The following is a 25,509-nucleotide window of genomic DNA, read 5'->3' as shown; positions in this document are numbered from 1 at the left end:
AAAATGACGGGGTGTGACATGACGACGGCCGTGGTCAAACAGGAACTGGCAGTGGCATCGTTCAGCAAGGTCTACAGTCTCGACGACGTGGAATCCGCGCTCAACGACCTGTCCGAAGGCGCGAGCGACGCGTTGCGCGCCATCTACGAAAAAATGCTGAAGGTGGGCAATCTGCGCTTCTGCGTGAAGCCGAACCGCATGCCGTCGGTCGACGATCTCGCCGCCGATCTGCCGAACTTCGAGGAGCCGCTCGCCGATATCCGCAAGCAGATCGCGCTGTGCCTCGAAACCGACGATCGCCTCGAACTCATGCCCATGCTGCTGCTCGGCGAGCCGGGCATCGGCAAGACGCATTTCGCGAAGCAACTCGCGCGGCTGCTCGGCACGTCCTCTCATTACGTGGCGATGAGCTCGCTCACGGCGGGCTGGATTCTGTCGGGCGCGTCGTCGCAGTGGCGCAACGCGAAGCCCGGCAAGGTTTTCGACGCGCTCGTCAACGGCAGCTACGCGAACCCCGTGATCACCGTCGATGAAATCGACAAGGCCACCGGCGACGCGCAATACGATCCGCTCGGCTCGCTCTACGCGCTGCTCGAGCACGACACGGCGCAGACGTTCATCGACGAATTCGCGGAAGTGCCGATCAACGCGGGCAATGTCGTGTGGATCGCCACGGCCAACGACGCGCGCTCGATTCCCGAGCCGCTTTTGAACCGCATGAACGTCTACGAGATTGCGCCGCCGGATCGCGACGGCGCGCGACGCATCGCGCAGTCGATTTACGCCGAAATCCGCAATGCCCACGCGTGGGGCGCGCGCTTCCCGGAAACGCTCGGCGACGCGCCGCTCGAAGCGCTCACGCAGGCGTCGCCGCGCGGCATGCGGCGCGCGATGCTCAACGCGTTCGGCAACGCGCGCATCGATCAAAGGCATCACGTCGAGGCGCGTGACATCCAGCTCGACCGCAATTCGCGCAAGAAAGCGATCGGTTTCTGAAAGGCCTTCATTTATGGAATTGCCAAAAAGGCCGCCAAAACCTGTCATTTTTGACATTTGGCGGCCAGATTCTTGCCTTTTTCTGAATTGCACCGGAAAACGATGCAGTCCATGTGCGTTTGTTGTGTATCGCGCAATAGTCCCGAACGTAAAATAGTTGGGATAAATCTGCGGCGGAAAGAAGACATGGATCGGATCGAATGCGTGGTAATCGGAGCGGGCGTCGTCGGACTCGCGATCGCTCGCGCCCTGGCGATGCGCGGACGCGAGGTCATCGTGCTGGAATCGGGCGAGGGCATCGGCATCGGCACGAGTTCGCGCAACAGCGAGGTGATTCACGCCGGCATCTACTATCCGCGCGGGTCGCTGAAGGCCGAGCTGTGCGTGCGCGGGCGCGACATGCTCTACGAGTTCTGCCGTGCGCATGGCGTGCCGCATCGGCAATGCGGCAAGCTGCTCGTCGCCACCGCGCGCAATCAGGTGCCGCAACTGGCGGCGCTGCAGCAGAAGGGCATCGAGAACCGCGTCAAGGGACTCGAGCGCATCAGCGGCGCGCAGGCGGCGGAGATGGAGCCGCAACTGCAATGCGTCGAGGCGGTGTGGTCGCCGCTGACGGGTATCGTCGACAGTCATCAGTACATGCTCGCGCTGCAGGGGCAGGCGGAGAACCACGGCGCGAACATCGTGTTTCATACGCCGGTCGCTTCCATCGATGCACGCGAGGGCTGTTTCATCGTCCAGACGGGCGGCGAGTCGCCTGCGCGGTTCCGGGCGTCGTATCTGATCAACAGCGCGGGACTGCATGCGAACGCGATCGCGCAGAGCATTCGCGGCCTCGACGACCGGCACGTGCCGCCGCTCTACTTCGCCAAGGGCAATTACTTCAGCGTGAGCGGACGCGCGCCGTTCGCGCGGCTGATCTATCCGATGCCCAACGAAGCGGGGCTGGGCGTGCATCTGACGATCGATCTCGGCGGGCAGGCAAAGTTCGGCCCGGACGTCGAGTGGGTGCAGGCGCTCAACTATGATGTCGATCCGCGCCGCGCCGATTCCTTCTACGCCGCGATTCGCGCGTACTGGCCGGGTTTGCCCGACGACGCCTTGCAGCCCGCCTACGCGGGCATCCGGCCGAAACTGTCCGGCCCGGGTCAGGCCGCGGCGGATTTCGTGATTCAGGGCAAGTCGGCGCACGGCGTGCCGGGACTCGTGAACCTGTTCGGCATCGAATCGCCGGGATTGACGGCCTCGCTTGCGATCGCCGAGCGCGTGGCGGATATGGCGCGCTAGAGCGACATGCGACTTTCCGCCGTCCCTTATCTCTAACATTTGGCGTCGTCGACTCGCTTCCAGATTGTTATGCTCGGATATCGCCGTCGCCAAGAACGGCGCTATCCCCCAATACAACATGGAGCGAGTCACCATGAAGACATCACGTCGCGCGTTTCTCATCACCAGCGCGGGCGTCGCCTCGACGTTCGCGCTCGGCTCCCGGGCCACCTTCGCCGCCGATGCGCCGAAAGTCGCCGAAAGCGATCCCACCGCGCAGGCACTCGGCTACAAGGAAGACGCGAGCAAGGTCGACAAGGCCAAGTACCCGAAATACGCCGCCGGCCAGGACTGCGGCAACTGTCAGTTCTATCAGGGCAAGCCGACGGACGCCTATGCGCCGTGCCCGATGTTCAGCAACAAGCAGGTCGCATCCAAGGGCTGGTGCAGCGCGTATGTGAAGAAGGCATAAGCGCGATCGACGTCACACGAAAAGCGCGCCCGGCCGGAAGGCCCGGCGCGCTTTCTTTCGTTCGCAATTAGCTTGATCGGGAGAAAAACCCTCTTTACACTCGCCAAGGCAAAAAGAGCCGCGCGTGTGCATCTTTCGAACAAAGCGCGGTCAACGAGTCCGGCGGGCAGCGCGCGTGACGGCGCCCGCCCAGCACGACACCCAATGACCTTAGGGGATCGCATGCCAGGAAGACCATTGAACGCGCGCGCCGTGGCGGCCGCGGTCATCGGCAACGCGCTTGAGTGGTACGACTTCACCGTGTTCGGTTTCATGACGGTCGTCATCGCCCGCCTGTTCTTTCCGAGCGACAGCGATTACTCGTCGATTCTTCTGACCACCGCGACCTTCGGCGTCGCGTTCGTGATGCGGCCGGTCGGCGGCATCGTCCTCGGTCTCTATGCAGATCGCGCGGGGCGCAAGGCGGCGCTGACGCTCGTCATCGGGCTCATGACGCTCGGCATCTTCCTGCTCGCGATCGCGCCGCCGTACTCGGCGATCGGCATCGGCGCGCCGCTCGTCATCGTGTTCGCGCGGCTGTTGCAGGGATTTTCCGCAGGCGGCGAGTTCGGCAGTTCGACGGCACTTCTGATCGAAGCGGCGCCGTTCTCGAAGCGCGGCTTCTACGGCAGCTTCCAGATGGCGAGCCAGGCCGCTTCGCTGCTGCTCGGCGCGATCGTCGGCTCGGCGATTTCGCGCGGCCTTTCACCCGAGGCGCTGGATTCATGGGGATGGCGCGTGCCGTTCATCCTCGGCCTCGTGATCGGGCCGGTCGGCTTGTATATCCGCCGCAACATGGCCGACACCGAAGCGTTCCTGCACGCGAAGAAGACCGCGCGCCGCGCCACGCTCGGGGAAGTGTTCAGCACGCATAGCCGCGAAGTGCTGTGCGGGCTCGGCTCGGTGATCGCGCTGACGGTCAGCGTGTATGTGCTGATCGCCTATTTGCCGACTTTCGCCGTCAAGCAACTGAAGCTGCCGTTCGGGCAGTCGTTCACGGCGTTGATCGTCGGCAATCTGCTGTTGACGGTGCTGTCGCCGGTCGCGGGCGCGTGGTCCGACCGCATCGGCCGCAAGGGTCTTTCGCTGTGGTCGCTCGCGATCACGCTCGTCGTGATCTATCCGCTTTTCGCGTGGCTCGCGGCAGAGCCGAGCCTGATGCGGCTCGTCATCGTGCAGGCGCTGCTGTCGATCTCGCTCTCGGGCTACTATGGGCCGTTCGGCGCGCTCATCGCCGAGCTGTTTCCTGCGCACGTGCGCTCCACGGGGCTTTCTCTCGCGTACAACATCGCGGTCATGATCTTCGGCGGCTTCGGCCAGTTCATCGTGACGTGGCTCATCCGCGTCACCGGTTCGCAACTCGCGCCCACCTTCTATGTGATGGGCGGGCTCGTGCTCTCGTTGATCGCGGTGGCGTGCATTCCGGCGACGCGTCACGCGGATGTCGATGAAGCGCGCGATTTCATCCGCTAGGCGGCAATCAAATGAAAGTAATCGAAAGTGGCAAGTTCACGGCCGACCGCGCATGGGGCGCGCTCGATATCTGCGTGATGAACGGCACGTCGTGCCGCCTGCACTGGACGGACACGCCATACAAATGGCACGTGAACGACGGTGAGGAAGTGTTCGCCGTCATGCAGGGCGAAGTGCGGATGCATGTGCGTGGCGGCGAAGGCGAGCGCGTTCTGACGCTGCGCGCCGGCGACATCTTTCATGCCCAGGCCGGCGATGAGCATTTCGCCGAACCCGTCGGCGAGGCGCGCATTCTGGTGATCGAGAAGGAAGGGAGCGTGTGAGGGACACGCGTGGCGATCGTGCGCTTCAGGAGCCGCGAAGCGCACGGAGCGGACAAGGAACTTAACGCTCCAGACCGGCCTTCACCAGCAATTCGGCCAGCACTTCCGTCATCCCGCCATCATGCGCTTCGGCGCGCGACTTCAGTTGCGTCACGAGCTTTTCATCGAGCTTGCACGCGAATGGCACGAGACCCTTCGCCTGATCGAGCTTGCGCTGCTCGCGGCGATCGGTCTTTTGCGCATCCGCGCTGCCCACGCGTGCGCGGCCGCCTTGCTTCAGGTCGTTGGCCAGTTTGAATGCTTTGGTCTGTTCCAGTTGAAATTTGTTCACGCGATGCTCCAGGGCGAAGATTGAGGTCAGGGGCCGTATTGTACGGAACGCGACGACCGTCTCAGCGGCCCGCTTCCGCCAGCGCGTCGATCCGCGCGCGCATGCGCCGCCAGTGCGAGCCTTCCCAGAACACGCGACGACACACGTCGCAGGTGACGAAGCGCGTATGCCGCTCGCGCACGCCTTCGGGCACGCGGCCGTCGATTTCGCCGGCCACGGCCGGACGCAATGGCGCGTTGCACATCAGGCAGAGTCGAAACGCCCGCACATGCTGCGCTAGGTCGAGGCGCTCCGAGACTTCGCGGAACTGTTCGTCGGGTTGAAGCGCGCGGACATAGCAGCCGCGCAAGACGGTGCGGCGCTTGAGCAGTTCGCGATCGCGCGTGAGCACGATGCGCGATTCGTCCTGTGCGAGCTGCTCGATTTCATCGTCGGGGAAGTTGTTGTCGTAGCGGGTATCGAAGCCCGCGAGCCGCAGCAGTTGCGCGAGCCCGCCGAGATGCGCATCGGCGATGAAGCGCAGGTCCGCCGCGCGCAACGATGGCCGCAGCAGCGCAGCGCCGTTCGCCATGCCTTCGGGCGCATGATGCGCGGGATAGACCTCGATGACGTCGTCGGCTTCGATCTGCGCGTCGAACCCGACCGGGCGGCCGTTCCTCACGATCAGATCGACTTCCGTGTGCGGCACGCCGAGCGCCTCGATCATGTGCTTGGTCGATGAAGACTTCGCGCACGCGCACACGAACACGTGCCCGCGCAAGGGTCGAGCGAGGAAATCGTTCAGTTCGCGATGGAAGTGAAAGCGCGCCTTGACCATGCAGTGAGTATCGCATTGCGCGCTTCTGCGCGCTTTGCGTCGATATGCTTTACTGGCGCTCGGGCCGCGCGGCTTCCAGCGCGCGGCGAGCAAACAAGGTCGAGGAGCACGCGAGTATGGACATCGGATTCATTGGACTGGGCGAAATGGGCGGCGCGATGGCGAGCAACGCGCTCAAGGCGGGACATACGGTGCGCGTCTGGAACCGCTCGCGCGACAAGACGCGCGCGCTCGCGGACCAGGGCGCGTCGGTGGTCGATACGCCCGAGCAGGCGTTCGCCGGCGATGCCGCGTTCTCCATGCTCGCCGACGACAACGCGCTGCGCTCGGTGCTCGTCGACGGCGGTCTGCTCAAGCACGCGCCGAAGGGCCTCGTGCACGTCAATATGGCGACGATCTCGGCGGCGCTGGCCGTCGAACTGGCCGAGCTGCATGCGCAGCACGGCGTCGCGTATGTCGCCGCACCAGTGCTCGGGCGGCCGGACGTCGCGGCGGCGGGCAAGCTCAACATTCTCGCGGCGGGCGCAAGCGATTCCATCGACCGCGTGCAGCCCGTGCTCGATGCGCTCGGCCAGAAAACCTGGCGCGTCGGCAGCGAGCCGCAGCACGCGAACGTGCTCAAGCTCGCGGCGAATTTCATGCTGGCATCGGCGATCGAAAGCTTCGGCGAGGCGGCGGCGCTCGTGAGCGGCCACGGCATCGAAGCGCAGACGCTGCTCGACGTCATCACGAACTCGCTGTTCCCGGGGCCGGTGTATCAGGGCTACGGCAAGATGATCGCAGAGCGCCGCTACGAGCCTGCGCTCTTCAAGGCGCGGCTCGGGCTGAAGGACGTGCGTCTCGCGATCGCCGCCGGCGATGCCGTGAACGTGCCGCTGCCCGTGGCGAGCGTCGTGCGCGACAACCTCGTCGACGCACTCGCGCACGGCGACGGCGATAAGGACTTCGCCGTGCTCGGTCAGGTGGCGGCCCGGCGCGCCGGCCGCTGATTCCATTTTCGCGGTGTGGCAGGCGGCCTCGTGCCGGAATCAGCGGGGCGGACGGCATAATGCGAGTCCCGTTCCTTTCTCCGCCACGCCGCAATGAGCCTGCATCTCTGGTGGCTGTTCGTCGCCACTGTCTTCGTCGTTTCCGCGATTCCCGGACCCAACATGCTGCTCGTCATGACGCACGGCGCGCGTCATGGCCTCAAACGCTCGACGGCCACCATGGCCGGCTGTCTCACGGCGCTCGTCATCATGCTGTCGGTATCGGCGGCAGGGCTGGGCGTGTTTCTCGAAGCGTGGCCGCGTCTGTTCGATACGCTGCGCCTCGTCGGCGCGGCGTATCTCGTCTGGCTCGGCGTGAAGAGCTGGCGCGCGAAAACGAGCGCGGTCGACGTGCGCGATGACAGCGGCGCGGCGCATTCCTCCCGACGCTTCACGCTCTTTCGCAACGGCTTTCTCGTCGCGAGCAGCAATCCGAAGGCGATTCTCTTCGCGGCGGCGTTGCTGCCGCAGTTCATCGACGCAAACCTGCCGGTCTTGCCCCAATTCGCGGTTCTCGTATCGACGTTCGCCGTGATCGAGGTGAGTTGGTACGCGGTGTATGCGGGCCTGGGCGCGCGCATCGGCGAAAAGCTGAAGAGCGCGAGCGTCGCGCGGGCGTTCAGCCGCCTGACGGGCGGTGTGTTCGTCGGCTTCGGCGCGATGATGGCGCTCGTGCGGCACTGACGCGCCAAACGTCTGCATGAACGGGTGCACGGCTTGCTTGAGCTTGTAGTACTTGATTCGCTTTCGAACATACATACGTGGCCGGCGGGTGCATAGTCGCGCTCGTCGGGAAAAACAGATCGAAAGGAGGCGCCCCGTGCATCTGATTGGCCGACGCTCCGCCTGGGCCGCCGCCTTGTTGTGTTTCGGTGTATTAGCAACGACATCCGCGCGCGCCGACGACACCTCGAGCCCTTGCGATGCGCTCAAACGCATCGTGGCTGCTGCGCCGAATTTTTCATCTCTTTCGGCGAACGATGGCCGCGCGGTAGCGCTGCCCTATGGCGACGACGCGACATGCGCCGCATCGCCGACGAACTATCGATGCACGTGGACCTTGCACGGCGGTTCAAGCGCCGACGCGTTGCAAAGTGTGGCGGCGGACATCGCATCGTGTCTGCCCGACGCGACGCACGACCAGAACGCGCCCGCGCGCCAGCATTTCTATCTGGGCGCACGCACCGCGCGCACCGAGATCACGGCGGCGCAGGCGGGTTCGAACAGATTGAAACTCGAAATCAACGGTTTCCGGTGAGGCCATCGTGAGCAAGCGCATTCTCATAGCCGACGACGACGACGATGCGCTTTCCGGCCTCGCGAACCTGCTGACCGGCATGGGCCACGAAGTGGCGCTCGCGGCAAACGGCGCACAAGCCGTCGAGGTCGCGGTGCAGTTCGATCCCGAAGTCGTGATTCTCGATCTCGGCATGCCGCTCGTCGACGGACTCGCGGCGGCGCGCGCCTTGCGCCGATTGCCGAACGGCCACGCAATCATGTTGGTCGCGCTGACAGGCTGGGGACAGCCGCAGCACAGGGAAATGACGAACGACGCCGGGTTCGATGTGCATCTCGTCAAACCGATTTCCGGCGATCAACTCCAGTTCATCCTGTCGATGATGCAGCCCTGATTCGCTGTGCGTTCGCGCGTCGGTGTGCCGCAACACGCAATGTTGCGACGCACCAATATTCTTGGTATATTTACTCCTGTCTCCTCCATGTCTCCACTGATATGGATTCAGCCCGCCAGCTTTGGCGGGCTTTTTTTCGTCTGTACGTTTGGATGCTGCGTCGCGTCGGCGGGCGAAAAAAAGGCCGATGCGCATTGGAGCGAATCGGCCTTCGGGTTTTGCTGCGACAGCGGGATCAGCGGGCGAGACCGGTCTCCTCGTCCGCGCCGATCGCCAGATTCATGCACTGGATGGCCGCACCCGACGCACCCTTGCCGAGATTATCCAGCCGCGCGACCGTCACGAAGCGCTTGTCGTTGCCGAACACGAAAATGTCGACGCGGTTGGTGTCGTTGCAGGCTTGCACGTCGAAGAAGCCGGCGTCGAGATTGCTTTCGGCGTCGAACGGCATGACGCGCACGAACGGCTCGTTGTTGTAGTACTCGGCCAGCATGTCGCGCACGTCCTGCGGCTTGGCGGGGCGCGAGAGCTGGTCCGGCGAGAAATACGTCGTCACCGCGAGACCCTTCAGGAATGCGCCGACGATCGGCGTGAAGACGGGCGCGCGCGAGAGACCCGTGCGCACGGACATTTCCGGCAGATGCTTGTGCGTCAGGCTCAGTGCGTAAGGGCGCGGGCTCATGAGTCGCTCGTTGCCGCCCGCTTCGTACTCCGCGATCATTTTCTTGCCGCCGCCGCTGTAGCCGGTGATCGAATAGGCATGCGCGTCGAAATCGGCGGGGACGAGACCGCCCGCCACGAGCGGCTGCACCGACAGCACGAACGCCGACGCGTGGCAGCCCGGCACCGCGATGCGCTTCGACGTGCGCAGACGCTCGCGCTGCGCACGCGCGAGCTCGGGCAGGCCGTACGCCCAGTCGTCCTGCGTGCGGAAGGCCGTGCTGGCGTCGATCATCACGGTGCGCGTGTTGTCCTTGTCGACGAGCGAAACCGATTCGCGCGATGCAACATCCGGCAGGCACAGGAACGTTACGTCCGACGCGTTGATGAGCCGGCGGCGCTCCTCGATGTCCTTGCGCTTCGCTTCCTCGATACGCAACACCTCGATGTCACGGCGCTGCGACAGATATTCGAAAATCTTCAGGCCGGTGGTGCCTTCCTGTCCGTCGACAAATACTTTCGTGGTCATCTCGATCTCGCTGGTTCGTGCGGACGCTCGCCGCAAAACCGACATTTTAGTGCGATTCCGCGGCGGGTTGATGTCCGCGGTTTTCGTCGCCGGCCCGGTTGCCGACCCAGCGCGCCGTCACCGCGGCGATGCGTGCCCCGTAGACTTTCGCGGTTTCGAGATCGCCGGGCGGCGGGGCTTCGTCCGGCGAGGCATCCGCGGGCGATTGCGTGAGGAGCCCCGTGAACCCGCCGACGAAATTCAGATCGTTACGCGTGGCCGCCTTGGTGTTCGACGGCATCATGCCCGTGCCGATCCAGATCATCCCGTGCTGCATCGCTAGCGTGACGAAATAGGAGATGGTCAGGAATTTGTCGCCGTTCATGTGCGCCGAGTTGGTGAATCCGGCCGCGATCTTGTCCTTCCATTTCTGCGAGAACCAGGGCTTCGAACTCGCGTCGGCGAACTTTTTGAAATCGGCGGACGGCCCGCCCATGTATGTCGGCGCGCCGAAGACGATGGCGTCGGCGGCGTCGAGTTCGGCCCATGCAGCGTCGTCGAGGTCACCGACGGCGATCAGTTTCACGTTCGCGCCGGCGTCGGCTGCGCCGCTGAGCACCGCTTCCGCAACTTTCTTCGTGTGGCCGTAGCCGCTGTGATAAACGATGATGATGTTCGGCATGGTTTCCCCGAGTCACTTCCTGCGCCGCGGCCTATACGGACGCGTGCCTTGCGGACGGTCCAGGCCAGTCTAGCAAAGACAAATTTTCACCGAGCGGCGTAAGCGCGCGGTTCTCTACTTCAGGCTAACGGCCGTATGTAAAGGTGAGCTGTGCGCTGGCGATCGTCATCGTGCGGATTTCGTGCTCGAACATGAGGGCGGGCGTGCCTTGGCGCAGGCGCAGGTCGGCGCTGCCTAGCGCGTAGACGGTCACGATATAACGATGCGGCTTGCCGGGCGGCGGGCACGGGCCGCCGTAGCCTTCCGTGTCCCAGTCGTTGCGCGCCTCGACGGCCCCCATTTTGCGTAGCGCGCCCGACGCGCTCGCGTTGCCCGCCAGGTGATCCGTGCCAACCGGAATGCCCGCGACCGCCCAGTGCCACCAGCCGCGCCCCGGCGCGTCGGGATCGAAGACCGTCACGGCGAAGCTGCGCGTGTTGGCGGGTGCGCCGTGCCAGGAAATCTGCGGCGAGCGGTTGCCGCCCTTGCATTCGGACTGATCGAAAAGGAGTGTCGGCCCGATGGTCTTGCCGGGCGCGAGGTCTGTGCTGGAGACGGTGAACGCGGGGTCGGCCGCGGCCTCGTGCGAATGGGCGAAAACCGCCGCCGCGAAGGCGATGAAGAGTACTGATGCGACATGGCCAGTCGAACTCACGCGTCGGCCGGTGAGGCGCATGGGCTGAACTCCTGTCAGTATCGTCGCGCGTTATAGCAGCGTTTCGCTGGCTGCAACGATGTTTTTTGTCTCAGTGATGCGCTTCGTACTAGCTTGCAGTTTAACATTGCAACAAAGCATAAAAGTCTTAAATCCTTGGGACTTAACCGATGGCGCACGGAGCGCCACCGGTTTCGACGTAGTGCGCAGCGCCTTGACGGCGATGATTTCAAACTCTAATGAACGCAGACATGAGTAATTCGACGCAGATTCGCGCGGCAACTAATCGACTGAAATACAGGAGAAGTTAAATGAGCCAGCGAATAACAGTCATCATCGCAGACGATCATCCGGTCATTCTGTTTGGCGCGACACAGGCCCTCAACAAGTTTCCGGAGGTGGACGTCATCGGTCAGGCGCGTCAGTCGACCGAACTCGTCCAGTTGCTCCAAAAGGAGCCATGCGATGTCCTCGTCACCGATCTCGCCATGCCCGGCGGCTCTTATGGCGACGGCATGCCCTTGCTCGGCTATATCGGCCGGCAGTTTCCGCGCGTGAAACTCGTTGTGCTGACCATGCTCGAAAATCCGGCCTTGCTCAAACGTTTGCGCGAAGTGGGCGTGATGTCGATCATCAACAAGGCCGACGACATGAACCACATCGGCTGGGCGATCCAGCACGTCATGCGCGGGCAGGAGTACCTCGGCCCGTCCGTCAAGGCGGCGCTCGACAGCATGGGGCTCGGCGCGAACGGACAGCAGCGGCGTAGCGTGATCCTGTCCAAGCGCGAGCTGGAAGTGGTGCGCCTGTTCGTTTCGGGCATGACGATTACGGAAATTGCCGGACAATTGCGGCGCAGTATCAAAACAATCAGCACGCCAAAGAACACCGCAATGCGAAACTCGGCATCGAGCGCGATTCCGAATTGTTTCAGTATGCGCAGAGCAACGGCTTAATGAATCTCTCCGCCTATTCCGGCGACGGTTCGCTCGACGATTCATCGCTTCCCAATCCCAATTCGCTGTAAGCGATTTTTGAATGCCGAATAAAAAAAGCCGCTGACTTCCGTCAGCGGCTTTTTTATTTTAATTGCTTCGTGCGGGTCAATGCTTATTGCGGGGCAGCGGTCGCGCCGCCGTGCGCAGCCGACCATTCCGCCGGTGCGTGCAGGAATTTTTCGACTTCATCGAGCGTCTTCGACTCGAAGTAGCCTTGCTCCTTCGCGACGCGCAACACGTCCCACCAGGTGGCGAGCGCGTGCAGATCGACGTCGATGTCTTTCAGCACCGACACGCTCTCCTTGAAGATGTTGTAGTGGAAGAGCACGAAGCAGTGGTTCACCGTCGCGCCCGCCGTGCGCAGCGCGTTGATGAAGTTGATCTTGCTGCGGCTGTCGGTGGTCAGGTCTTCGACCAGCAGCACGCGCTGGCCCTCAGTCAGCAAACCTTCGATCTGCGCGTTGCGCCCGAAACCCTTCGGCTTCTTGCGGACGTATTGCATCGGCACCATCAGGCGGTCGGCGATCCACGCGGCGAACGGGATACCCGCAGTCTCGCCGCCGGCGACGGCGTCGATCTGCTCGTAGCCGACATCGCGAAGAATGGTCGCTTCGGCCATCTCCATCAGGCCGCGGCGCACGCGCGGATAGGAGATCAGCTTGCGGCAGTCGATATACACCGGGCTCGCCCAGCCGGACGTGAAGATGTACGGTTTTTCCGCGTTGAAGTGCACCGCCTGCACTTCGAGCAGCATCTTGGCGGTGGTGTCGGAGATCGTCTGGCGATCGAAGCCTGTCATGGGCGAATCCTTGGACTTGTGTGGCGCTTGAAGAAGCGGGAGGCGGCCGCGAGGGCCTTGGCGCATGGGTTCGGTGCGAAGCGAGCGTTCCTTCCGGAGGGCTTTTTCGCATGCCCTGCGCGCGTGTCGGCGGGACTCGGCGCTTCAGCGCCTGGTGCCGCCCCAGGCACAGCTAGCCCGGCATTTTACCTGAGCCGGCGTGCCTGGGCGAATTGTTTGCGGGTTGTGAAAGCGCGGTGCTCACGCGTAAACTCGCGGCGCTGCGTGCGCATACCCTTCTTTACCTCGATGACATCTGTTTCCTCCACGAACGATTCCGCCGCCGCGCCAACCCGCCACGCGCTGCAGGCGCTCGTCGCGTCCATGCTCGGCTATGCGATGGACGGCTTCGATCTGCTGATCCTAGGCTTCATGCTGCCCGCGATCGCCGCCGACCTGCATCTCACGCCCGCACAATCCGGCGCGCTCGTCACCTGGACGCTCGCCGGGGCCGTCGCGGGCGGCGTCGTGTTCGGCATGCTGTCCGACTACTTCGGCCGCGTGCGCATGCTGACCTGGACGATTCTCGTGTTCGCCGTCTTCACCGGCATGTGCGCGCTCGCGCAGGGCTACGGCGACTTGCTGATCTATCGCACCATCGCCGGGATCGGCCTGGGCGGCGAGTTCGGGATCGGCATGGCGCTCGTTGCCGAGGCGTGGCCCGCGCGGCTGCGCGCCCGCGTGTCGTCGTATGTGGGGATCGGCTGGCAACTGGGCGTGCTCGCCGCCGCGCTCATCACGCCGATGCTGCTGCCCGTGATCGGCTGGCGCGGCATGTTCGCGGTCGGGCTGCTGCCGGCGGTCGTCTCGTTTTTCGTGCGGCGACGCGTGGACGAACCCGCGTTGTTCACCGAGCGCCGCGCGGCTGCGAAAACCGCCGCCGCCCGCAAGTTGCCGCTCAGGCGTCTTTTCGACGACGCCCGCACGGCGCGCGCGAGCCTCGGCGTGATCATCCTGTGCTCGGTGCAGAACTTCGGTTATTACGGGCTGATGATCTGGCTGCCGAGCTATCTGTCGAAGACGTTCGGCTACTCGCTGACGAAATCCGGCCTCTGGACCGCGTCCACCGTGCTCGGCATGGCGTTCGGCATCTGGCTGTTCGGTCTGGCGGCGGACCGCTTCGGGCGCAAACCGGCGTTTCTCGTCTACCAGTTTGGCGCGGTCGCGATGGTGTTCGTCTATTCCAGTTTGACGAGCCCGGCGGCGCTCCTGATCGGCGGCGCGGTGATGGGCGTGTTCGTCAACGGCATGCTCGGCGGCTACGGCGCGCTGATCTCCGAGATCTATCCGACCGATGCGCGCGCGACCGCGCAGAACGTGCTGTTCAATATCGGGCGCGCGGTGGGTGGACTCGGTCCGGTCGCGGTCGGCGCGCTGGCCGCGCGTTATTCGTTCGCGGTGGCGCTCGCATTCCTCGCGTCGATCTATCTGCTCGACGTCGTTGCGACGCTCTTTCTCATTCCCGAAAAACGCGGCGCGGCCCTCGACTGAGCGCATCGTCGCCGGATGAAACTGCGCTGAAACGTTGCATCGCGTCATTTCAAGTGCGCGGTGTACACTGAATGTCCCAAAAAAAACCAAAGGCTCCGTCTGCTCGTTCGATCCCGACGAGCGGCACGTTGCGTCTATCCGACGCCCCGAGCACATGAATCTTGGTCCATCGATTCACATTCCCGCATTCATTGCAACACGGTCGACGGCGGTGTGAACCCTGTTCAAATAATTCTCAAACGTCTCAGGTCAAATCATGGACGAACAACTGAAGCAAAGTGCCCTCGCATATCACCAGAATCCTCGCCCCGGCAAGATTTCGGTTACACCGACCAAGCCGCTTTCCAACCAGCTCGACCTGTCGCTCGCGTATTCGCCGGGCGTCGCGGCCGCGTGCATGGCGATCTACGATGAGCCGCTCGACGCGCAGAAGTACACGTCGCGTGCGAACCTCGTCGGCGTCGTGACGAACGGCACGGCCGTTTTGGGTCTCGGCAACATCGGCCCGCTCGCGGCCAAGCCGGTGATGGAAGGCAAGGGGTGTCTCTTCAAGAAGTTCGCGGGCATCGACGTATTCGATATCGAGTTGGCGGAAACCGATCCGGACAAGCTCGTCGATGCGATCGCGATGCTCGAGCCCACGCTGGGCGGCATCAATCTCGAGGACATCAAGGCGCCCGAATGCTTCTACATCGAGAAGAAGCTGCGCGAGCGCATGAAGATTCCCGTTTTCCATGACGATCAGCACGGTACCGCGATCATCGCATCGGCGGCGATTCTCAATGGCCTGAAGGTGGTCGGCAAGAAGCTGGACGAAGTGAAGCTCGTGTGCTCCGGCGCGGGCGCGGCGGCGATCGCGTGTCTTGACCTGCTCGTCCACCTCGGCCTGAAGAAGTCGAACACGCTCGTGGTCGATTCGAAGGGCGTAATTTACGAAGGCCGCGGCAATCTGGATGCATCGAAGGAGCGCTATCAGGCGACGACCGACGCGCGCACGCTCGCCGATGCGATGCACGGTTGCGACGTCTTCCTCGGCTGCTCGAGCGCGGGCGTGCTGAAGGCGGAAATGGTCGAGACGATGGCCGGCAAGCCGCTGATTCTCGCGCTGGCGAATCCCGAGCCGGAAATTCGTCCGGAAGAAGCGAAGCGGGTGCGTCCGGACTGTATCGTCGCGACAGGCCGTTCGGACTATCCGAATCAGGTCAACAACGTGCTGTGCTTCCCGTTCATCTTCCGCGGCGCGCTGGACGTCGGCGCGACGACGATCACCGAAGAGATGAAGCTCGCGTGCGTGCGCGCGATCGCCGAACTCGCGGAAGAAACCGATCAGGGCGATGAAGTCGCGAAGGCCTACGAAGGCCATTCGCTGGAATTCGGCCCGGAATATCTGATTCCGAAGCCCTTCGATCCGCGCCTGATCATCAAGATCGCGCCGGCCGTGGCGCAAGCCGCGATGGATTCCGGCGTCGCGACTCGCCCGATCAACGACATGGACGCGTATCGCGAGACGCTCGGCGCGACGGTGTATCGCACGGGCATGGTGATGCGTCCGGTATTCGCGGCGGCGAAGGCTGCGCCGGCGCGCATCGCGTTCGCGGAAGGCGAGGACGAGCGGGTGCTGCGCGCCGCGCAGTTCGTGCTGCTGGAGAAGATTGCGAAGCCGATCATCATCGGGCGGCCGGCGGTCGTCGAAATGCGTTTGCAGAAGATGGGCTCGAAGCTGAAGCCGGGCGTCGATTTCGAGATCGTGAATCCGGAAGACGATCCGCGTTATCAGAAGAGCTGGCAGGCGTATCACGAGATCGCCGCGCGTCAGGGCGTGACGCCCGAAAGCGCGAAGGCCGCGCTGCGCAAGTTCAACACGCTGATCGGCGCGATCCTGGTTCACACCGGCGACGCGGACGGGATGATCTGCGGTCTCATCGACACGTATCAGGATCACCTGAAGTTCATCGATCAGGTGCTCGGCAAGGCGGAAGGTGCGAACAACTTCGCGGCGATGAATCTGCTGATGCTGCAAGGGCGCAATCTGTTCATCAGCGACACGTACGTCAACGAAATGCCGACGCCCGAGCAGCTCGCCGACATGACGATTCTGGCGGCGCGCGAAATCGAACGGTTCGGGATTCAGCCGAAGGTCGCGCTGGTGTCGAATTCGAACTTCGGCAGCGTGCAGAGCGCGTCGAGCAAGCGGATGGCGGACGCGCGCAAGCTGATCGCCGAGCGTGCGCCGGAACTCGAAATCGACGGCGAAATGCACGGCGATGCGGCGCTTTCCGAAGCTGTGCGCAAGGCTTCGTTCCCGGGGACCACGCTGCATGGTGAGGCGAATCTGCTGATCATGCCGAACGTCGAAGCGGCGAACATCACCTACAACCTGCTCAAGATGGTGAGCGGCGAGGGCGTGACCGTCGGGCCGTTCCTGCTCGGCGCTTCGAAGCCGGTGCATATCCTGACGCCGGCGGCGACCGTGCGCCGGATCATCAATATGACGGCGGTGGCGAGCGCGAATGCGCGCGTAGCGAAGTAACGCGACATCGCGTTGGGAAGAGGAACGGCGATCCGGGTGACCGGATCGCCGTTTTTTTATTGACGCGGTTCGCTCGATGGTCGACCTCGCGAACCGCCTTCGAGCGTGACCCAACCAGAATCAGGCCACCTGCCGCTTTTCCCCGCCTTCGTTATTCCGCCAGCGCGCAAGCAACGCATTCCATTTGATCTTCGCGGCCTTCACGTTGTTGTCCTTGATGTGCCCATAACCGCGCATGGAATCGGGAAGATTCGCGAGTTCGACGGCGAGTTGCAGGTTCTGCGCCGTCAGTCCGCCGATCAACTCGCGCACCAGAGCCTCGTACTCGCCGATCAACGCCCGTTCCATCTTCCGTTCTTCCGTGCGTCCGAACGGATCGAGCGCCGTACCGCGCAGGAACTTCAGCTTGGCGAGCACGCGCATCGCCGACATCATCCACGGACCGTACTGCTTCTTCACCAGATGCCCGTGCGCGTCCTTCTTCGAAAAACTCGGCGGCGCGAGATGCATCTTGATCTTCCAGTCGCCTTCGAAGCTGTTCTTCACCTTGTCGAGGAACACCGGATCGGCATAAAGACGCGCGACTTCGTATTCGTCCTTGTACGCCATCAGCTTGTGCAGGTTCTTCGCGACGGCCTCGGTCAGCGGATACTGCCCGTCGCCCGAACCCAGCGCCGCTTCCTTCGCGCGCACTTCGGCAACCAGCCGTCCGTACCGCGCTGCGTAAGCCGTGTTCTGATACTTCGCGAGATAGTCGAGACGCTTGTCGATGAGCGCGTCGAGCGCCTTCGGCGTATGCAGCGCGATGACCTTGCCCGGCGCTTCCTGTACGCCGTGCTGCGCATCGGCCAGACGGCGCACGGCTTCGAGATCGTGCGCCGCGCGACGGCCCCATTCGAATGCCGCGAGATTCTTCTCGATCTGCACCGCATTCAGCTCGATGGCGCGCGCCAGCGACTCATGCCGCAACGGCACCCAACCCTTCTGCCAGGCGAACCCGAGCACGAACGGATTCGTATAGATCGCATCGCCCATCAGCGCGACGGCGAAGCGGTTCGCATCGACGAGCGCGACATGCTGGCCCGCCGCCGCGCGAATATCCGCCTCCGCGCTCGCGCCCGGAAAACTCCAGTTCGGGTTCTTGATGAACTCGGCGGTTGGCGTCTGCGCGCTGTTCACGACGACACGCGTGTGATCGGGCTGCATCCGCGAGCCGCATTCGTTGCTGGCGGTGACGATCGCATCGCAACCGATGACGAGATCCGCCTCGCCCATCGCGATACGCGTCGCGTGGATATCGGTCGGACGGTTGGCGATCTGCACATGGCTCATCACGGCGCCGCCTTTCTGCGCGAGGCCGGTGACGTCGAGCACGGTGACGCCCTTCTGCTCCAGATGCGCCGCCATGCCGAGCAGCGCGCCGATCGTCACGACGCCCGTCCCGCCGACGCCCGTGACCAGCACGCCATACGGCCGCGCGATCTCCGGAAGCTCGGGCGTCGGCACGGGCGACATCGCATCGCTCGCGACGCTCGTCGCCTTCGGCTTTTTCAACTGACCGCCTTCCACCGTCACGAAACTCGGGCAGAAGCCGTTCAGACACGAGTAGTCCTTGTTGCACGTCGACTGATTGATCTGGCGCTTCGTGCCGTACTCGGTATCGAGCGGCTCGACCGACAGGCAGTTCGACTTCACCGAGCAATCGCCGCAGCCTTCGCACACCGCTTCGTTGATGACGACGCGCTTCGCCGGATCGGGGAACGCGCCGCGCTTGCGGCGGCGGCGCTTCTCGGTCGCGCAGGTCTGGTCGTAGATCAGGATCGACGTGCCCGCCACCTCGCGCAGTTGCCGCTGAATATCGTCCAGCTTGTCGCGATGATGCACGTCGATGCCCGGCGCCAGCCCGACGCTCGCCGTGTACTTTTCCGGCTCATCCGTGACGATGACGATCTTCGCCGCGCCCTCCGCCGCGAGCTGATGCGTGATCTGCGGAACGGTCAGCACCCCGTCTACGGGCTGGCCGCCGGTCATCGCGACGGCATCGTTATAGAGAATCTTGTAGGTGATGTTCACCTTCGCGGCGATCGCCGCGCGGATCGCGAGCAGGCCCGAATGGAAATACGTGCCGTCGCCGAGATTGGCGAAAACGTGCTTGTCGTTCGAGAACGGCGACTGGCCGACCCACGCGACGCCTTCGCCGCCCATCTGGCTGAAGGTGCTCGTGTTGCGGTCCATCCAGACCGTCATGTAGTGGCAGCCGATGCCCGCCATCGCGCGCGAGCCTTCCGGCACGTTCGTCGAGGTATTGTGCGGGCAGCCCGAGCAGAACCACGGTTTGCGCTCCGCCTCGACGCGCGGCCGCGCGAGCGACCTTTCCTTCGCTTCGATCACGGCGATGCGCGTCGCGATGCGCGCGCGCACGTCGGCGGGCAAATCGAATTTTTCGAGGCGCGTCGCGATGGCCTTCGCAATGATCGCGGGCGACAACTCGTAGTGCGCGGGCAAGAGCCAGTTGCCCATCGGCACGGACCATTCGCCGCCTGCGCCGTCTTTTTCATCGAACTTGCCGTACACGCGCGGACGTTGCGCATCCGGCCAGTTATAGAGTTCTTCCTTGATCGCGTATTCGAGAATCTGGCGCTTTTCCTCGACGACCAGAATCTCTTCCAGCCCGCGCGCGAATTCCTGCGCGCCTTGCGCTTCGAGCGGCCATACGCAGCCGACCTTGTAGAGACGGATGCCGATTTGCGCGCACGTCGCGTCATCGAGGCCGAGATCGGTCAGCGCCTGACGGACATCGAGATAGGCTTTGCCGCCGGTCATGATGCCAAAGCGCGCATGCGGCGAATCGATTTCCACGCGGTCCAGCTTGTTCGCGCGCACGTAGGCGAGCGCGGCGTACCACTTGTAGTCGAGCAGACGCGCTTCCTGCACGAGCGGCGGATCCGGCCAGCGGATGTTCAGGCCGCCATCGGGCATCGCGAAATCGGTCGGGAGCACGATCTTCGTGCGATGCGGATCGATATCCACCGATGCCGACGACTCCACGACATCCGTCACGCATTTCATCGCGACCCAGAGGCCGGAGTAGCGGGACATCGCCCAGCCGTGCAGACCGAAGTCGAGATATTCCTGCACGTTCGACGGAAACAGCACCGGCAGGCCGCACGCCTTGAAAATGTGCTCCGACTGATGCGCGAGCGTCGATGATTTCGCGGCGTGATCGTCGCCGGCGAGCACGAGAACGCCGCCGTGCTTCGCCGATCCGGCGGAATTTCCGTGCTTGAAGACATCGCCGGAACGGTCGACGCCCGGGCCTTTGCCGTACCACATCGAGAAGACGCCGTCGTATTTGGCGCTCGGGTACAGGTTCACTTGCTGCGAGCCCCACACGGCGGTGGCGGCGAGATCTTCGTTCACGCCCGGCTGAAACACGATTTGATGGCCGGCGAGATGCTTCTTCGCCTTCCAGAGCGACTGGTCCAGACCGCCGAGGGGAGAACCGCGGTAACCGGAGATGAATCCGGCGGTGTTGAGACCGGCGGCCTTGTCGCGCTCTTGTTGCAGCATCGGCAGGCGCACCAGGGCCTGGATGCCGCTCATGTAGGCGCGGCCGCGTTCGAGCGTGTATTTGTCGTCTAGCGTGACGGACTTCAATGCGGCTTCTAGCGAAGCTCTTTGTTCTGCATCTAGCGGGGCGTTCATTATGTGTCTTCCTCCACCCGAGGTTTGGGATCACCAAAGCATGTTTCGGGCCGTGACATCTTGTGAATGCGTAGGCCGGGACTTCAAGTTTGCCGGTGCGGTGATCTTTCAGGCACTGGTACAAACCCGTTAAAAATTCCTCACTTACCGAGGCTTTGCGTCAGATCCTTGACGATTTGACCGCCATCGGGAGCGTTTTGTTACAGCTTGTAAATTCGACCGATCGGCGGAACCCTGCCGCTCATCGCTGTCTAAAAGGTCGCTTCCGGAGTTCCCGTGCAATTTTCTGTGCACATTTTGGCATCCGAAAGCGAGCCGTACACATGCAGTTAGAAGGAGATAACGATGAAACAACGCCACATCCAGAATGTCTTGATGGTTTCGGCGGCCTTTTTCGCCATCAGCGCGCCGATTGGCGGCGCACGCGCGAATAGTGCCTCGCCGTTCGGGGCGTCGTCGGTTGCACAGGTCGCGCAAATGCGCGTTCAGTCGGTTCAGGCCGGTGCTCAAAAGCGCCGTGAATCGGAAAGCAGCGACGACGAGACGGCGGGCTGACCCGCTCTTCGCGGTCCGTGTTGACTGGGGCGGGCCGCCTGAATGAACAAAGGGACATGGACCTTCGCGGTCCATGTCCCTTTTTAATGCCCGCGTTGCGGTGCGTTCAACCTGCGGTCGTGTCCTTCAGCACGCCGCGGCGCATCTGATCCAGTTCGATCGATTCAAAGAGCGCCTTGAAGTTGCCTTCGCCGAAGCCCTGATTGCCCTTGCGCTGGATGATCTCGAAAAAGATCGGCCCGATCTGGTTTTCCGTGAAAATCTGCAGCAGGATTTCGTCCTTGGTGCCGTCGATCAGAATCTTGCGCTTCTTCAGCTCCGCGACCGATTCGACGTGACCCGGCACCCGGCGATCGACGAGCTCGTAATATGTGTCGATGGTGTCGAGCAGCGCGATGCTCGCGCCGCGCAGGCCGTCGACGGTGCTGTAGATGTCAGCGGTGCCGAGCGCGATGTGCTGAATGCCTTCACCGCGATACGCGTCGAGATATTCCTGAATTTGTCCCGCGTTCTCCGAGCCTTCCTCATTGATTGGAATGCGGATCTTGCCGCACGGTGACGTCATCGCCTTCGATTTCACCGCCGTCACCTTGCCTTCGATATCGAAATAGCGGACTTCGCGGAAGTTGAAGAGCCGCTCGTAGAACTCCGCCCACTCGACCATGCGGCCGCGGTGCACGTTGTGCGTCAGGTGATCGATATAGGTCAGTCCGTGGCCCACCGGATTCTGCTCCGCGCCCGGAATCGGCTCGAAATCGACGTCGTAAATGCTGATATCGCCGATGCTGCCCGGCTGCGCGCCGTTCTTGCCGCGCCAGCGGTCGACGAAGTAGATCAGCGAATCGCCGATGCCTTTGATCGCCGGAATGTTCAGCTCCATCGGGCCGGTTTTATTGTCGAAGCCCCATGCGCCGAGGTCGAGCGCGCGCTTGTACGCCTTGGCGGCATCGGCGACGCGGAACGCGATCGCGCAGATCGACGGACCGTGCAGGCGCGCGAAGCGCTGCGCGAACGAATCGGGCTCGGCGTTGACGATGAAGTTGATTTCACCCTGGCGATAGAGCGTCACGTCCTTGTGACGATGCTTCGCGATCGCAGTGAAGCCCATCTGCTCGAACAGCTTGCCGAGCGCGACCGGGTCCGGTGCGGTGTATTCGATGAACTCGAAGCCGTCGGTGCCGACGGGATTCTCCCAGGTCGTTGCGGTCATGCATGTCTCCTGATCTTAGATGCGGCGCGATGTGCGCGACGTGGAGACAGTTTAGTCAGGCGGCACTGGCAAAAACTTGCGAAACAAACCGGCGATTCATAAGATTGCGCACGATGCTGCCAATTCACAGCGGCGAGGAGCTACGAAATGGCTGAGCTTGAATTGGATACGATTGACCGCCGAATTCTGGCCATTCTTCAGGAAAATGGACGGCTGTCGAATCAGGAAATCGCGGATCGCGTGAATTTGTCGCCGAGCCCATGTTTGCGGCGCATTCGGCGGCTGGAGGAAATCGGCGTGATTCGCGGTTATGTCGCCTTGCTCGACGCGAAGAAACTCGGGCTTGGCCTGCTCGCGTACATCAACGTGCGCCTGGAAAAGCGCGGCGGCACGCAGGCCGCCGCGGGCACGCCGAAAGCGCCGACACACGGCGATCTCTTTCGCGAAGCGGTGCGTTCATGGCCGGAGGTCGTCGCCTGCGACGCGATGACCGGCGAGATGGACTTTCTATTGCGCGTGCAAGTGCGCGACATGGATGACTTTTCGCGCTTCGTGCAGGATGAGTTGCTGCACCATCCGTCCGTCATCGATGTGCGCTCGAGCTTCTCGCTGGAGCGCATCAAGGAAACGACGGTTCTGCCGCTGCGTTAAAAGACGAAGGGCGGTCAGTGCCGCCCTTGTTGGTCCCGCGCGCAGCGCATCCCCGCGCTGTTCTCGAAGCTGATTACGCGGCGTCTTTTGCCGGAATGAACGCCTGGAAAACCTGCGACGCGCGATGCGCCTGGCGCTTGATCGCGTAGTCGAACACGGCGGCCTGCTCCTGAAGCATTTCGGCCACGATGCTGGTTTGGTCCGCCGGCGCGAGCGAGAGATAAGCATCCGCTTCGCCGTAAGCGTATTCGATCTTCATGCCCGACTTTTTCGCGATGTGCATCATGGTCGAATTACGCGACAGGCAGTGCATATAGAGCACCGACACGTGCGTGTTGCGGCTGCGCATGGCGGCACGCTCGAAAAGCTTCGAACCGATGCCACGGCCGCGTGCGCTTTCGAGCACCGACACGCCGAACTCGGCTGTACGCTTGTCGCCCTCGGCGGGCAGGTACGCCAGATGGCCAACGCCGATCAATTCGAGCGCGCCACCGAACACGCCGAACACCGTGTCGTTCGTGAAGTTGATATTGCGGACATAGTTCTCGATGACGTGATCCGGCACGAGCTGGCCGAAGCGCAGGAGACGGTCGTCTTCATCGAGAGCGAGAAAGTGAGTGAGGAGACGCTCGCGATCTGCCGAGGACAACTCCCGGACGAGAACCGGCATGCGCGCGTCTTTGAGCGGCTGATCGTGCGCGACGATTTGCTCGGCAGTGCGGTTGATGGTCAGTTCCATGGTCGTTTCTCCGTCATTCGTGATGCAGCATGCTGCAAAGCAAAACGAATTTTAGCCGATTCCGGAGAAGCGCATACGGGAAAACCCTTAAAACTTCCTAGACCACACCTTCTAAACACATACTGAAAAGGAACTAAATCGTGAAAAATCAATCACTTGAGTATATTGCGCAGAAGCGACAATTCGCCGACCGGAGGGCTTGCTGTGTTGCAACATAAGATTAGTCGCCGTTGAGCCCGTTTTCGATCATATCGACCACCTGTTCCGCGAACTCGCGGTAGCCGAGCTTGCCGCCGGGTTTGAGCCACGTGAACGTCCAGTTGATCATGCCGAACACCATCATGGTCAGCGCGGTCTGGTCGTCCTTCGTCGCGCGTTTCGGATAAGCCCGCGCAAGCTGTCGCGCGAAGGCCGCCACGATGTCGCGCTGCCGGTCGAGGACGATTTCGCGCTGCGCCTGTTCCAGGTACTTCACATCGTTCAGAAGCGCGACGTGCCGGCTGTGCGACGTCTCGTATTCGGCGAGAAACGCGCGTACGAGATCGGCGAAAGCCTCGCGCTCACTCAGTCCGCGCCGCTGACTGGCGCCTTCCACTTCCGCGATGATCAGCATCAGGCGCTTGGTGTAGCGGTCGAGCAGATCGAAGAGGATCGCTTCCTTGCTCACGTAATAGTGATAGAGGCGGGCCTTCGACGTGCCGCTCGCGGCGGCGAGATCGGCCATCGAGGTGCTGGGATAGCTCGTCTGGGCAAATTTCGCGGCGGCGAGTTCGAGGATCTGTTCGCGTTGCGTCTCGTGATCGGGCGCTTTGGTACGGGCCATGTGTTCGAAAGGTGCGTTCTTTTAGGTATAGGTTCAGCGGCGCAGTTCGGCCTGACTCATCTCGGACGGCGTGCCGCGGATTTTGAGCCGTCCCGCCGTGACGAGTTCGCGGCAGCGCCAGAATGCGACGGAATCGGAGAGCATGAAATCGAAGCGCTGTCCCATCGCCGCGCCGGCGATCTCGCGCGCCGGTTTCCATTCGGGACCGGCGAGGTCGAGCAAGGCTTCGTCGATGTCGATCCACGTTCCCGAAATCAGCATGTTGTCGCGCAGGCGGCGCGTGTCGGCGTTGGCATGTTTCGCTTCCTGCCATTCGAGCGCGAGCCGGCTGATGCGCAGCACGGAAATCGGCGCGGCGCTCGGCAGCTTCGCGAGCAGTTGCTTCGGCGAAAACATCCCGACGGCCGTCGCGCGGTCGGCGCGGCCTACGCGTTCGGGATCGCTCGCGTCGGTCGCAATCGTCAGATCATCGTGAGTGAGCTTTGCTTCGTTCAGACGTTGCGGCGCGTTGCGCAGGTGATAGGCGACCCGTCGCAAGGTGAGCTGATCGGCCGCGCTCTGGCCATGCCACACGACGACCTGTTCATCGCCGCGCGCAAGGCGGCCGAATAGTGCCTGCTGTGCTTCGAGTTCGCCCTCGAAGTCGATGCCGCTGTTCAGAACCTGACGCCAGAACGTCGCGCGCGTGAGCGGCGATTCGTCGATGTCCCTGATCGGACCGACGGCGAGATCGTCGCGCAGCGCGATGACGCGCTCCGCGCGTTCGGCGCGCCGCAAGGCTTCCGTGAGGGCTTGGGCCGCGCAATCGCCATTCGTGACGTGAATCATGTTCATCGGTGTCGGGATGCCGGAAGGACGAAGGGACCGCTTGGGTGAACGGTCCTAGTTTACGCGAATCGAATGGCGTCCGGCTGGATCTAGCGCTCGTCGAAACTCACGACCACCCGCTCGCTCACCGGATGACATTGGCACGTCAGCACGAAGCCGTCATCGATTTCATGTTGTTCGAGCGTGTAGTTCTTTTCCATCTTCACTTCGCCTTCGAGCAC

General features: G+C 62.9%; 24 protein-coding genes and 2 pseudogenes. 14 read left to right on the top strand and 12 right to left on the bottom strand.

The window, feature by feature from the left end:
- The first annotated feature begins 18 nt into the window (after positions 1-18).
- The 5 genes from NCR38_RS12700 (at position 19) to NCR38_RS12680 (ending at position 4,569) form a co-directional block, all read left to right on the top strand.
- Positions 19-996, top strand: a complete 978-nt coding sequence (locus NCR38_RS12700; protein ID WP_061120304.1) for an AAA family ATPase — start codon at positions 19-21, stop codon at positions 994-996.
- A gap of 186 nt (positions 997-1,182) precedes the next feature.
- Positions 1,183-2,283, top strand: coding sequence for an NAD(P)/FAD-dependent oxidoreductase (locus NCR38_RS12695; protein WP_250477181.1), 1,101 nt, complete (start codon positions 1,183-1,185; stop codon positions 2,281-2,283).
- Positions 2,284-2,416: 133 nt separating this feature from the next.
- Entirely contained in the window at positions 2,417-2,734 is a 318-nt protein-coding gene (locus tag NCR38_RS12690) for a high-potential iron-sulfur protein (RefSeq protein WP_061120331.1), read from the top strand.
- A 222-nt stretch (positions 2,735-2,956) separates the two neighbouring features.
- On the top strand, positions 2,957-4,246 hold the full coding sequence (locus NCR38_RS12685; RefSeq protein ID WP_061120306.1) for an MFS transporter: 1,290 nt from the start codon (positions 2,957-2,959) through the stop codon (positions 4,244-4,246).
- Positions 4,247-4,257: 11 nt separating this feature from the next.
- Entirely contained in the window at positions 4,258-4,569 is a 312-nt protein-coding gene (locus tag NCR38_RS12680) for a cupin domain-containing protein (protein ID WP_061120307.1), read from the top strand.
- Between the two features lie 61 nt (positions 4,570-4,630).
- Here the strand turns inward: NCR38_RS12680 and NCR38_RS12675 are convergent, their stop codons facing one another.
- Complete coding sequence (locus tag NCR38_RS12675; RefSeq protein WP_061120308.1) at positions 4,631-4,900, bottom strand: hypothetical protein; 270 nt, start codon at positions 4,898-4,900, stop codon at positions 4,631-4,633.
- 61 nt (positions 4,901-4,961) lie between these two features.
- Positions 4,962-5,717 (bottom strand): Mut7-C ubiquitin/RNAse domain-containing protein, encoded by a 756-nt coding sequence (locus tag NCR38_RS12670; protein ID WP_250477180.1) that lies wholly within the window; start codon positions 5,715-5,717, stop codon positions 4,962-4,964.
- A gap of 44 nt (positions 5,718-5,761) precedes the next feature.
- Here NCR38_RS12670 and NCR38_RS12665 point away from each other — a divergent pair, with 44 nt between their 5' ends.
- From NCR38_RS12665 to NCR38_RS12650, 4 genes are all read left to right on the top strand, one after another.
- Positions 5,762-6,706 (top strand): NAD(P)-dependent oxidoreductase, encoded by a 945-nt coding sequence (locus NCR38_RS12665; RefSeq protein ID WP_284503697.1) that lies wholly within the window; start codon positions 5,762-5,764, stop codon positions 6,704-6,706.
- A 93-nt stretch (positions 6,707-6,799) separates the two neighbouring features.
- Positions 6,800-7,429, top strand: coding sequence for a LysE family translocator (locus tag NCR38_RS12660; protein ID WP_250477178.1), 630 nt, complete (start codon positions 6,800-6,802; stop codon positions 7,427-7,429).
- Between the two features lie 136 nt (positions 7,430-7,565).
- Positions 7,566-8,003, top strand: a complete 438-nt coding sequence (locus NCR38_RS12655) for a hypothetical protein (protein ID WP_409241428.1) — start codon at positions 7,566-7,568, stop codon at positions 8,001-8,003.
- A 7-nt stretch (positions 8,004-8,010) separates the two neighbouring features.
- On the top strand, positions 8,011-8,376 hold the full coding sequence (locus NCR38_RS12650) for a response regulator (RefSeq protein WP_061120312.1): 366 nt from the start codon (positions 8,011-8,013) through the stop codon (positions 8,374-8,376).
- 235 nt (positions 8,377-8,611) lie between these two features.
- Here NCR38_RS12650 and argC read toward each other — a convergent pair whose 3' ends face one another.
- The 3 genes from argC to NCR38_RS12635 all read right to left on the bottom strand — a co-directional run bounded on the left by argC (position 8,612) and on the right by NCR38_RS12635 (position 10,941).
- Entirely contained in the window at positions 8,612-9,565 is a 954-nt protein-coding gene (gene argC / locus NCR38_RS12645; RefSeq protein WP_061120333.1) for an N-acetyl-gamma-glutamyl-phosphate reductase, read from the bottom strand.
- A gap of 46 nt (positions 9,566-9,611) precedes the next feature.
- Positions 9,612-10,226 carry a flavodoxin family protein gene (locus NCR38_RS12640; protein ID WP_061120313.1) on the bottom strand — a complete coding sequence of 205 codons (615 nt, stop codon included), beginning with the start codon at positions 10,224-10,226 and terminating at the stop codon, positions 9,612-9,614.
- A 124-nt stretch (positions 10,227-10,350) separates the two neighbouring features.
- Complete coding sequence (locus NCR38_RS12635; RefSeq protein ID WP_061120314.1) at positions 10,351-10,941, bottom strand: YbhB/YbcL family Raf kinase inhibitor-like protein; 591 nt, start codon at positions 10,939-10,941, stop codon at positions 10,351-10,353.
- A gap of 290 nt (positions 10,942-11,231) precedes the next feature.
- Here NCR38_RS12635 and NCR38_RS12630 point away from each other — a divergent pair.
- A pseudogene (locus tag NCR38_RS12630) lies at positions 11,232-11,947 on the top strand (response regulator).
- 83 nt (positions 11,948-12,030) lie between these two features.
- On the opposite strand, the gene NCR38_RS12625 reads toward NCR38_RS12630, so the two are convergent.
- Positions 12,031-12,717, bottom strand: coding sequence for an orotate phosphoribosyltransferase (locus NCR38_RS12625; protein ID WP_061120316.1), 687 nt, complete (start codon positions 12,715-12,717; stop codon positions 12,031-12,033).
- 288 nt (positions 12,718-13,005) lie between these two features.
- On the opposite strand from NCR38_RS12625, the gene NCR38_RS12620 reads away from it, so the two are divergent.
- Together NCR38_RS12620 and NCR38_RS12615 are read left to right on the top strand one after the other, a co-directional pair.
- Entirely contained in the window at positions 13,006-14,247 is a 1,242-nt protein-coding gene (locus NCR38_RS12620; RefSeq protein ID WP_250477177.1) for an MFS transporter, read from the top strand.
- Positions 14,248-14,503: 256 nt separating this feature from the next.
- Entirely contained in the window at positions 14,504-16,777 is a 2,274-nt protein-coding gene (locus tag NCR38_RS12615; RefSeq protein WP_250477176.1) for an NADP-dependent malic enzyme, read from the top strand.
- Positions 16,778-16,897: 120 nt separating this feature from the next.
- Here NCR38_RS12615 and NCR38_RS12610 read toward each other — a convergent pair whose 3' ends face one another.
- Entirely contained in the window at positions 16,898-20,482 is a 3,585-nt protein-coding gene (locus NCR38_RS12610; RefSeq protein ID WP_250477175.1) for an indolepyruvate ferredoxin oxidoreductase family protein, read from the bottom strand.
- Positions 20,483-20,827: 345 nt separating this feature from the next.
- Here NCR38_RS12610 and NCR38_RS12605 point away from each other — a divergent pair, with 345 nt between their 5' ends.
- Positions 20,828-21,037, top strand: a complete 210-nt coding sequence (locus NCR38_RS12605; RefSeq protein ID WP_061120319.1) for a hypothetical protein — start codon at positions 20,828-20,830, stop codon at positions 21,035-21,037.
- 106 nt (positions 21,038-21,143) lie between these two features.
- Here NCR38_RS12605 and hppD read toward each other — a convergent pair whose 3' ends face one another.
- Positions 21,144-22,247, bottom strand: coding sequence for a 4-hydroxyphenylpyruvate dioxygenase (gene hppD / locus NCR38_RS12600; RefSeq protein ID WP_250477174.1), 1,104 nt, complete (start codon positions 22,245-22,247; stop codon positions 21,144-21,146).
- Positions 22,248-22,394: 147 nt separating this feature from the next.
- Between hppD and NCR38_RS12595 the strand changes: the two genes are divergently transcribed.
- Positions 22,395-22,898: an Lrp/AsnC family transcriptional regulator gene (locus NCR38_RS12595; RefSeq protein WP_061120321.1), complete on the top strand. Its 504-nt coding sequence runs from the start codon at positions 22,395-22,397 to the stop codon at positions 22,896-22,898.
- A gap of 73 nt (positions 22,899-22,971) precedes the next feature.
- Here the strand turns inward: NCR38_RS12595 and NCR38_RS12590 are convergent, their stop codons facing one another.
- The 4 genes and pseudogenes from NCR38_RS12590 to NCR38_RS12575 form a co-directional block, all read right to left on the bottom strand.
- Positions 22,972-23,568: a GNAT family N-acetyltransferase gene (locus NCR38_RS12590; RefSeq protein ID WP_250477206.1), complete on the bottom strand. Its 597-nt coding sequence runs from the start codon at positions 23,566-23,568 to the stop codon at positions 22,972-22,974.
- Positions 23,569-23,857: 289 nt separating this feature from the next.
- A complete protein-coding gene (locus NCR38_RS12585; protein ID WP_061120323.1) occupies positions 23,858-24,460 on the bottom strand; it encodes a TetR/AcrR family transcriptional regulator in 603 nt (200 codons plus the stop codon).
- A gap of 33 nt (positions 24,461-24,493) precedes the next feature.
- On the bottom strand, positions 24,494-25,294 hold the full coding sequence (locus NCR38_RS12580) for a DUF1835 domain-containing protein (RefSeq protein WP_250477173.1): 801 nt from the start codon (positions 25,292-25,294) through the stop codon (positions 24,494-24,496).
- 83 nt (positions 25,295-25,377) lie between these two features.
- Positions 25,378-25,509: pseudogene (locus NCR38_RS12575) on the bottom strand (phenylacetic acid degradation protein); the annotation flags it as partial.

Source organism: Caballeronia sp. INML1, from assembly GCF_023631085.1.
GTDB classification, from domain to species: domain Bacteria; phylum Pseudomonadota; class Gammaproteobacteria; order Burkholderiales; family Burkholderiaceae; genus Caballeronia; species Caballeronia turbans.
This window is presented reverse-complemented; position numbering and strand designations above follow the sequence as displayed.

Excerpts from the sequence above, each read along its gene's own strand:
- NCR38_RS12635 (WP_061120314.1), bottom strand. The coding sequence starts at position 10,941 with ATGCGCCTCACCGGCCGACGCGTGAGTTCGACTGGCCATGTCGCATCA.
- hppD (WP_250477174.1), bottom strand. The coding sequence starts at position 22,247 with ATGACCGCAACGACCTGGGAGAATCCCGTCGGCACCGACGGCTTCGAG.
- NCR38_RS12640 (WP_061120313.1), bottom strand. The coding sequence starts at position 10,226 with ATGCCGAACATCATCATCGTTTATCACAGCGGCTACGGCCACACGAAG.
- NCR38_RS12700 (WP_061120304.1), top strand. The coding sequence starts at position 19 with ATGACGACGGCCGTGGTCAAACAGGAACTGGCAGTGGCATCGTTCAGC.
- NCR38_RS12620 (WP_250477177.1), top strand. The coding sequence starts at position 13,006 with ATGACATCTGTTTCCTCCACGAACGATTCCGCCGCCGCGCCAACCCGC.
- argC (WP_061120333.1), bottom strand. The coding sequence starts at position 9,565 with ATGACCACGAAAGTATTTGTCGACGGACAGGAAGGCACCACCGGCCTG.
- NCR38_RS12690 (WP_061120331.1), top strand. The coding sequence starts at position 2,417 with ATGAAGACATCACGTCGCGCGTTTCTCATCACCAGCGCGGGCGTCGCC.
- NCR38_RS12585 (WP_061120323.1), bottom strand. The coding sequence starts at position 24,460 with ATGGCCCGTACCAAAGCGCCCGATCACGAGACGCAACGCGAACAGATC.
- NCR38_RS12610 (WP_250477175.1), bottom strand. The coding sequence starts at position 20,482 with ATGAACGCCCCGCTAGATGCAGAACAAAGAGCTTCGCTAGAAGCCGCA.
- NCR38_RS12660 (WP_250477178.1), top strand. The coding sequence starts at position 6,800 with ATGAGCCTGCATCTCTGGTGGCTGTTCGTCGCCACTGTCTTCGTCGTT.
- NCR38_RS12670 (WP_250477180.1), bottom strand. The coding sequence starts at position 5,717 with ATGGTCAAGGCGCGCTTTCACTTCCATCGCGAACTGAACGATTTCCTC.
- NCR38_RS12615 (WP_250477176.1), top strand. The coding sequence starts at position 14,504 with ATGGACGAACAACTGAAGCAAAGTGCCCTCGCATATCACCAGAATCCT.
- NCR38_RS12605 (WP_061120319.1), top strand. The coding sequence starts at position 20,828 with ATGAAACAACGCCACATCCAGAATGTCTTGATGGTTTCGGCGGCCTTT.
- NCR38_RS12695 (WP_250477181.1), top strand. The coding sequence starts at position 1,183 with ATGGATCGGATCGAATGCGTGGTAATCGGAGCGGGCGTCGTCGGACTC.
- NCR38_RS12665 (WP_284503697.1), top strand. The coding sequence starts at position 5,762 with ATGCTTTACTGGCGCTCGGGCCGCGCGGCTTCCAGCGCGCGGCGAGCA.
- NCR38_RS12590 (WP_250477206.1), bottom strand. The coding sequence starts at position 23,568 with ATGCCGGTTCTCGTCCGGGAGTTGTCCTCGGCAGATCGCGAGCGTCTC.
- NCR38_RS12625 (WP_061120316.1), bottom strand. The coding sequence starts at position 12,717 with ATGACAGGCTTCGATCGCCAGACGATCTCCGACACCACCGCCAAGATG.
- NCR38_RS12580 (WP_250477173.1), bottom strand. The coding sequence starts at position 25,294 with ATGAACATGATTCACGTCACGAATGGCGATTGCGCGGCCCAAGCCCTC.
- NCR38_RS12595 (WP_061120321.1), top strand. The coding sequence starts at position 22,395 with ATGGCTGAGCTTGAATTGGATACGATTGACCGCCGAATTCTGGCCATT.
- NCR38_RS12680 (WP_061120307.1), top strand. The coding sequence starts at position 4,258 with ATGAAAGTAATCGAAAGTGGCAAGTTCACGGCCGACCGCGCATGGGGC.
- NCR38_RS12685 (WP_061120306.1), top strand. The coding sequence starts at position 2,957 with ATGCCAGGAAGACCATTGAACGCGCGCGCCGTGGCGGCCGCGGTCATC.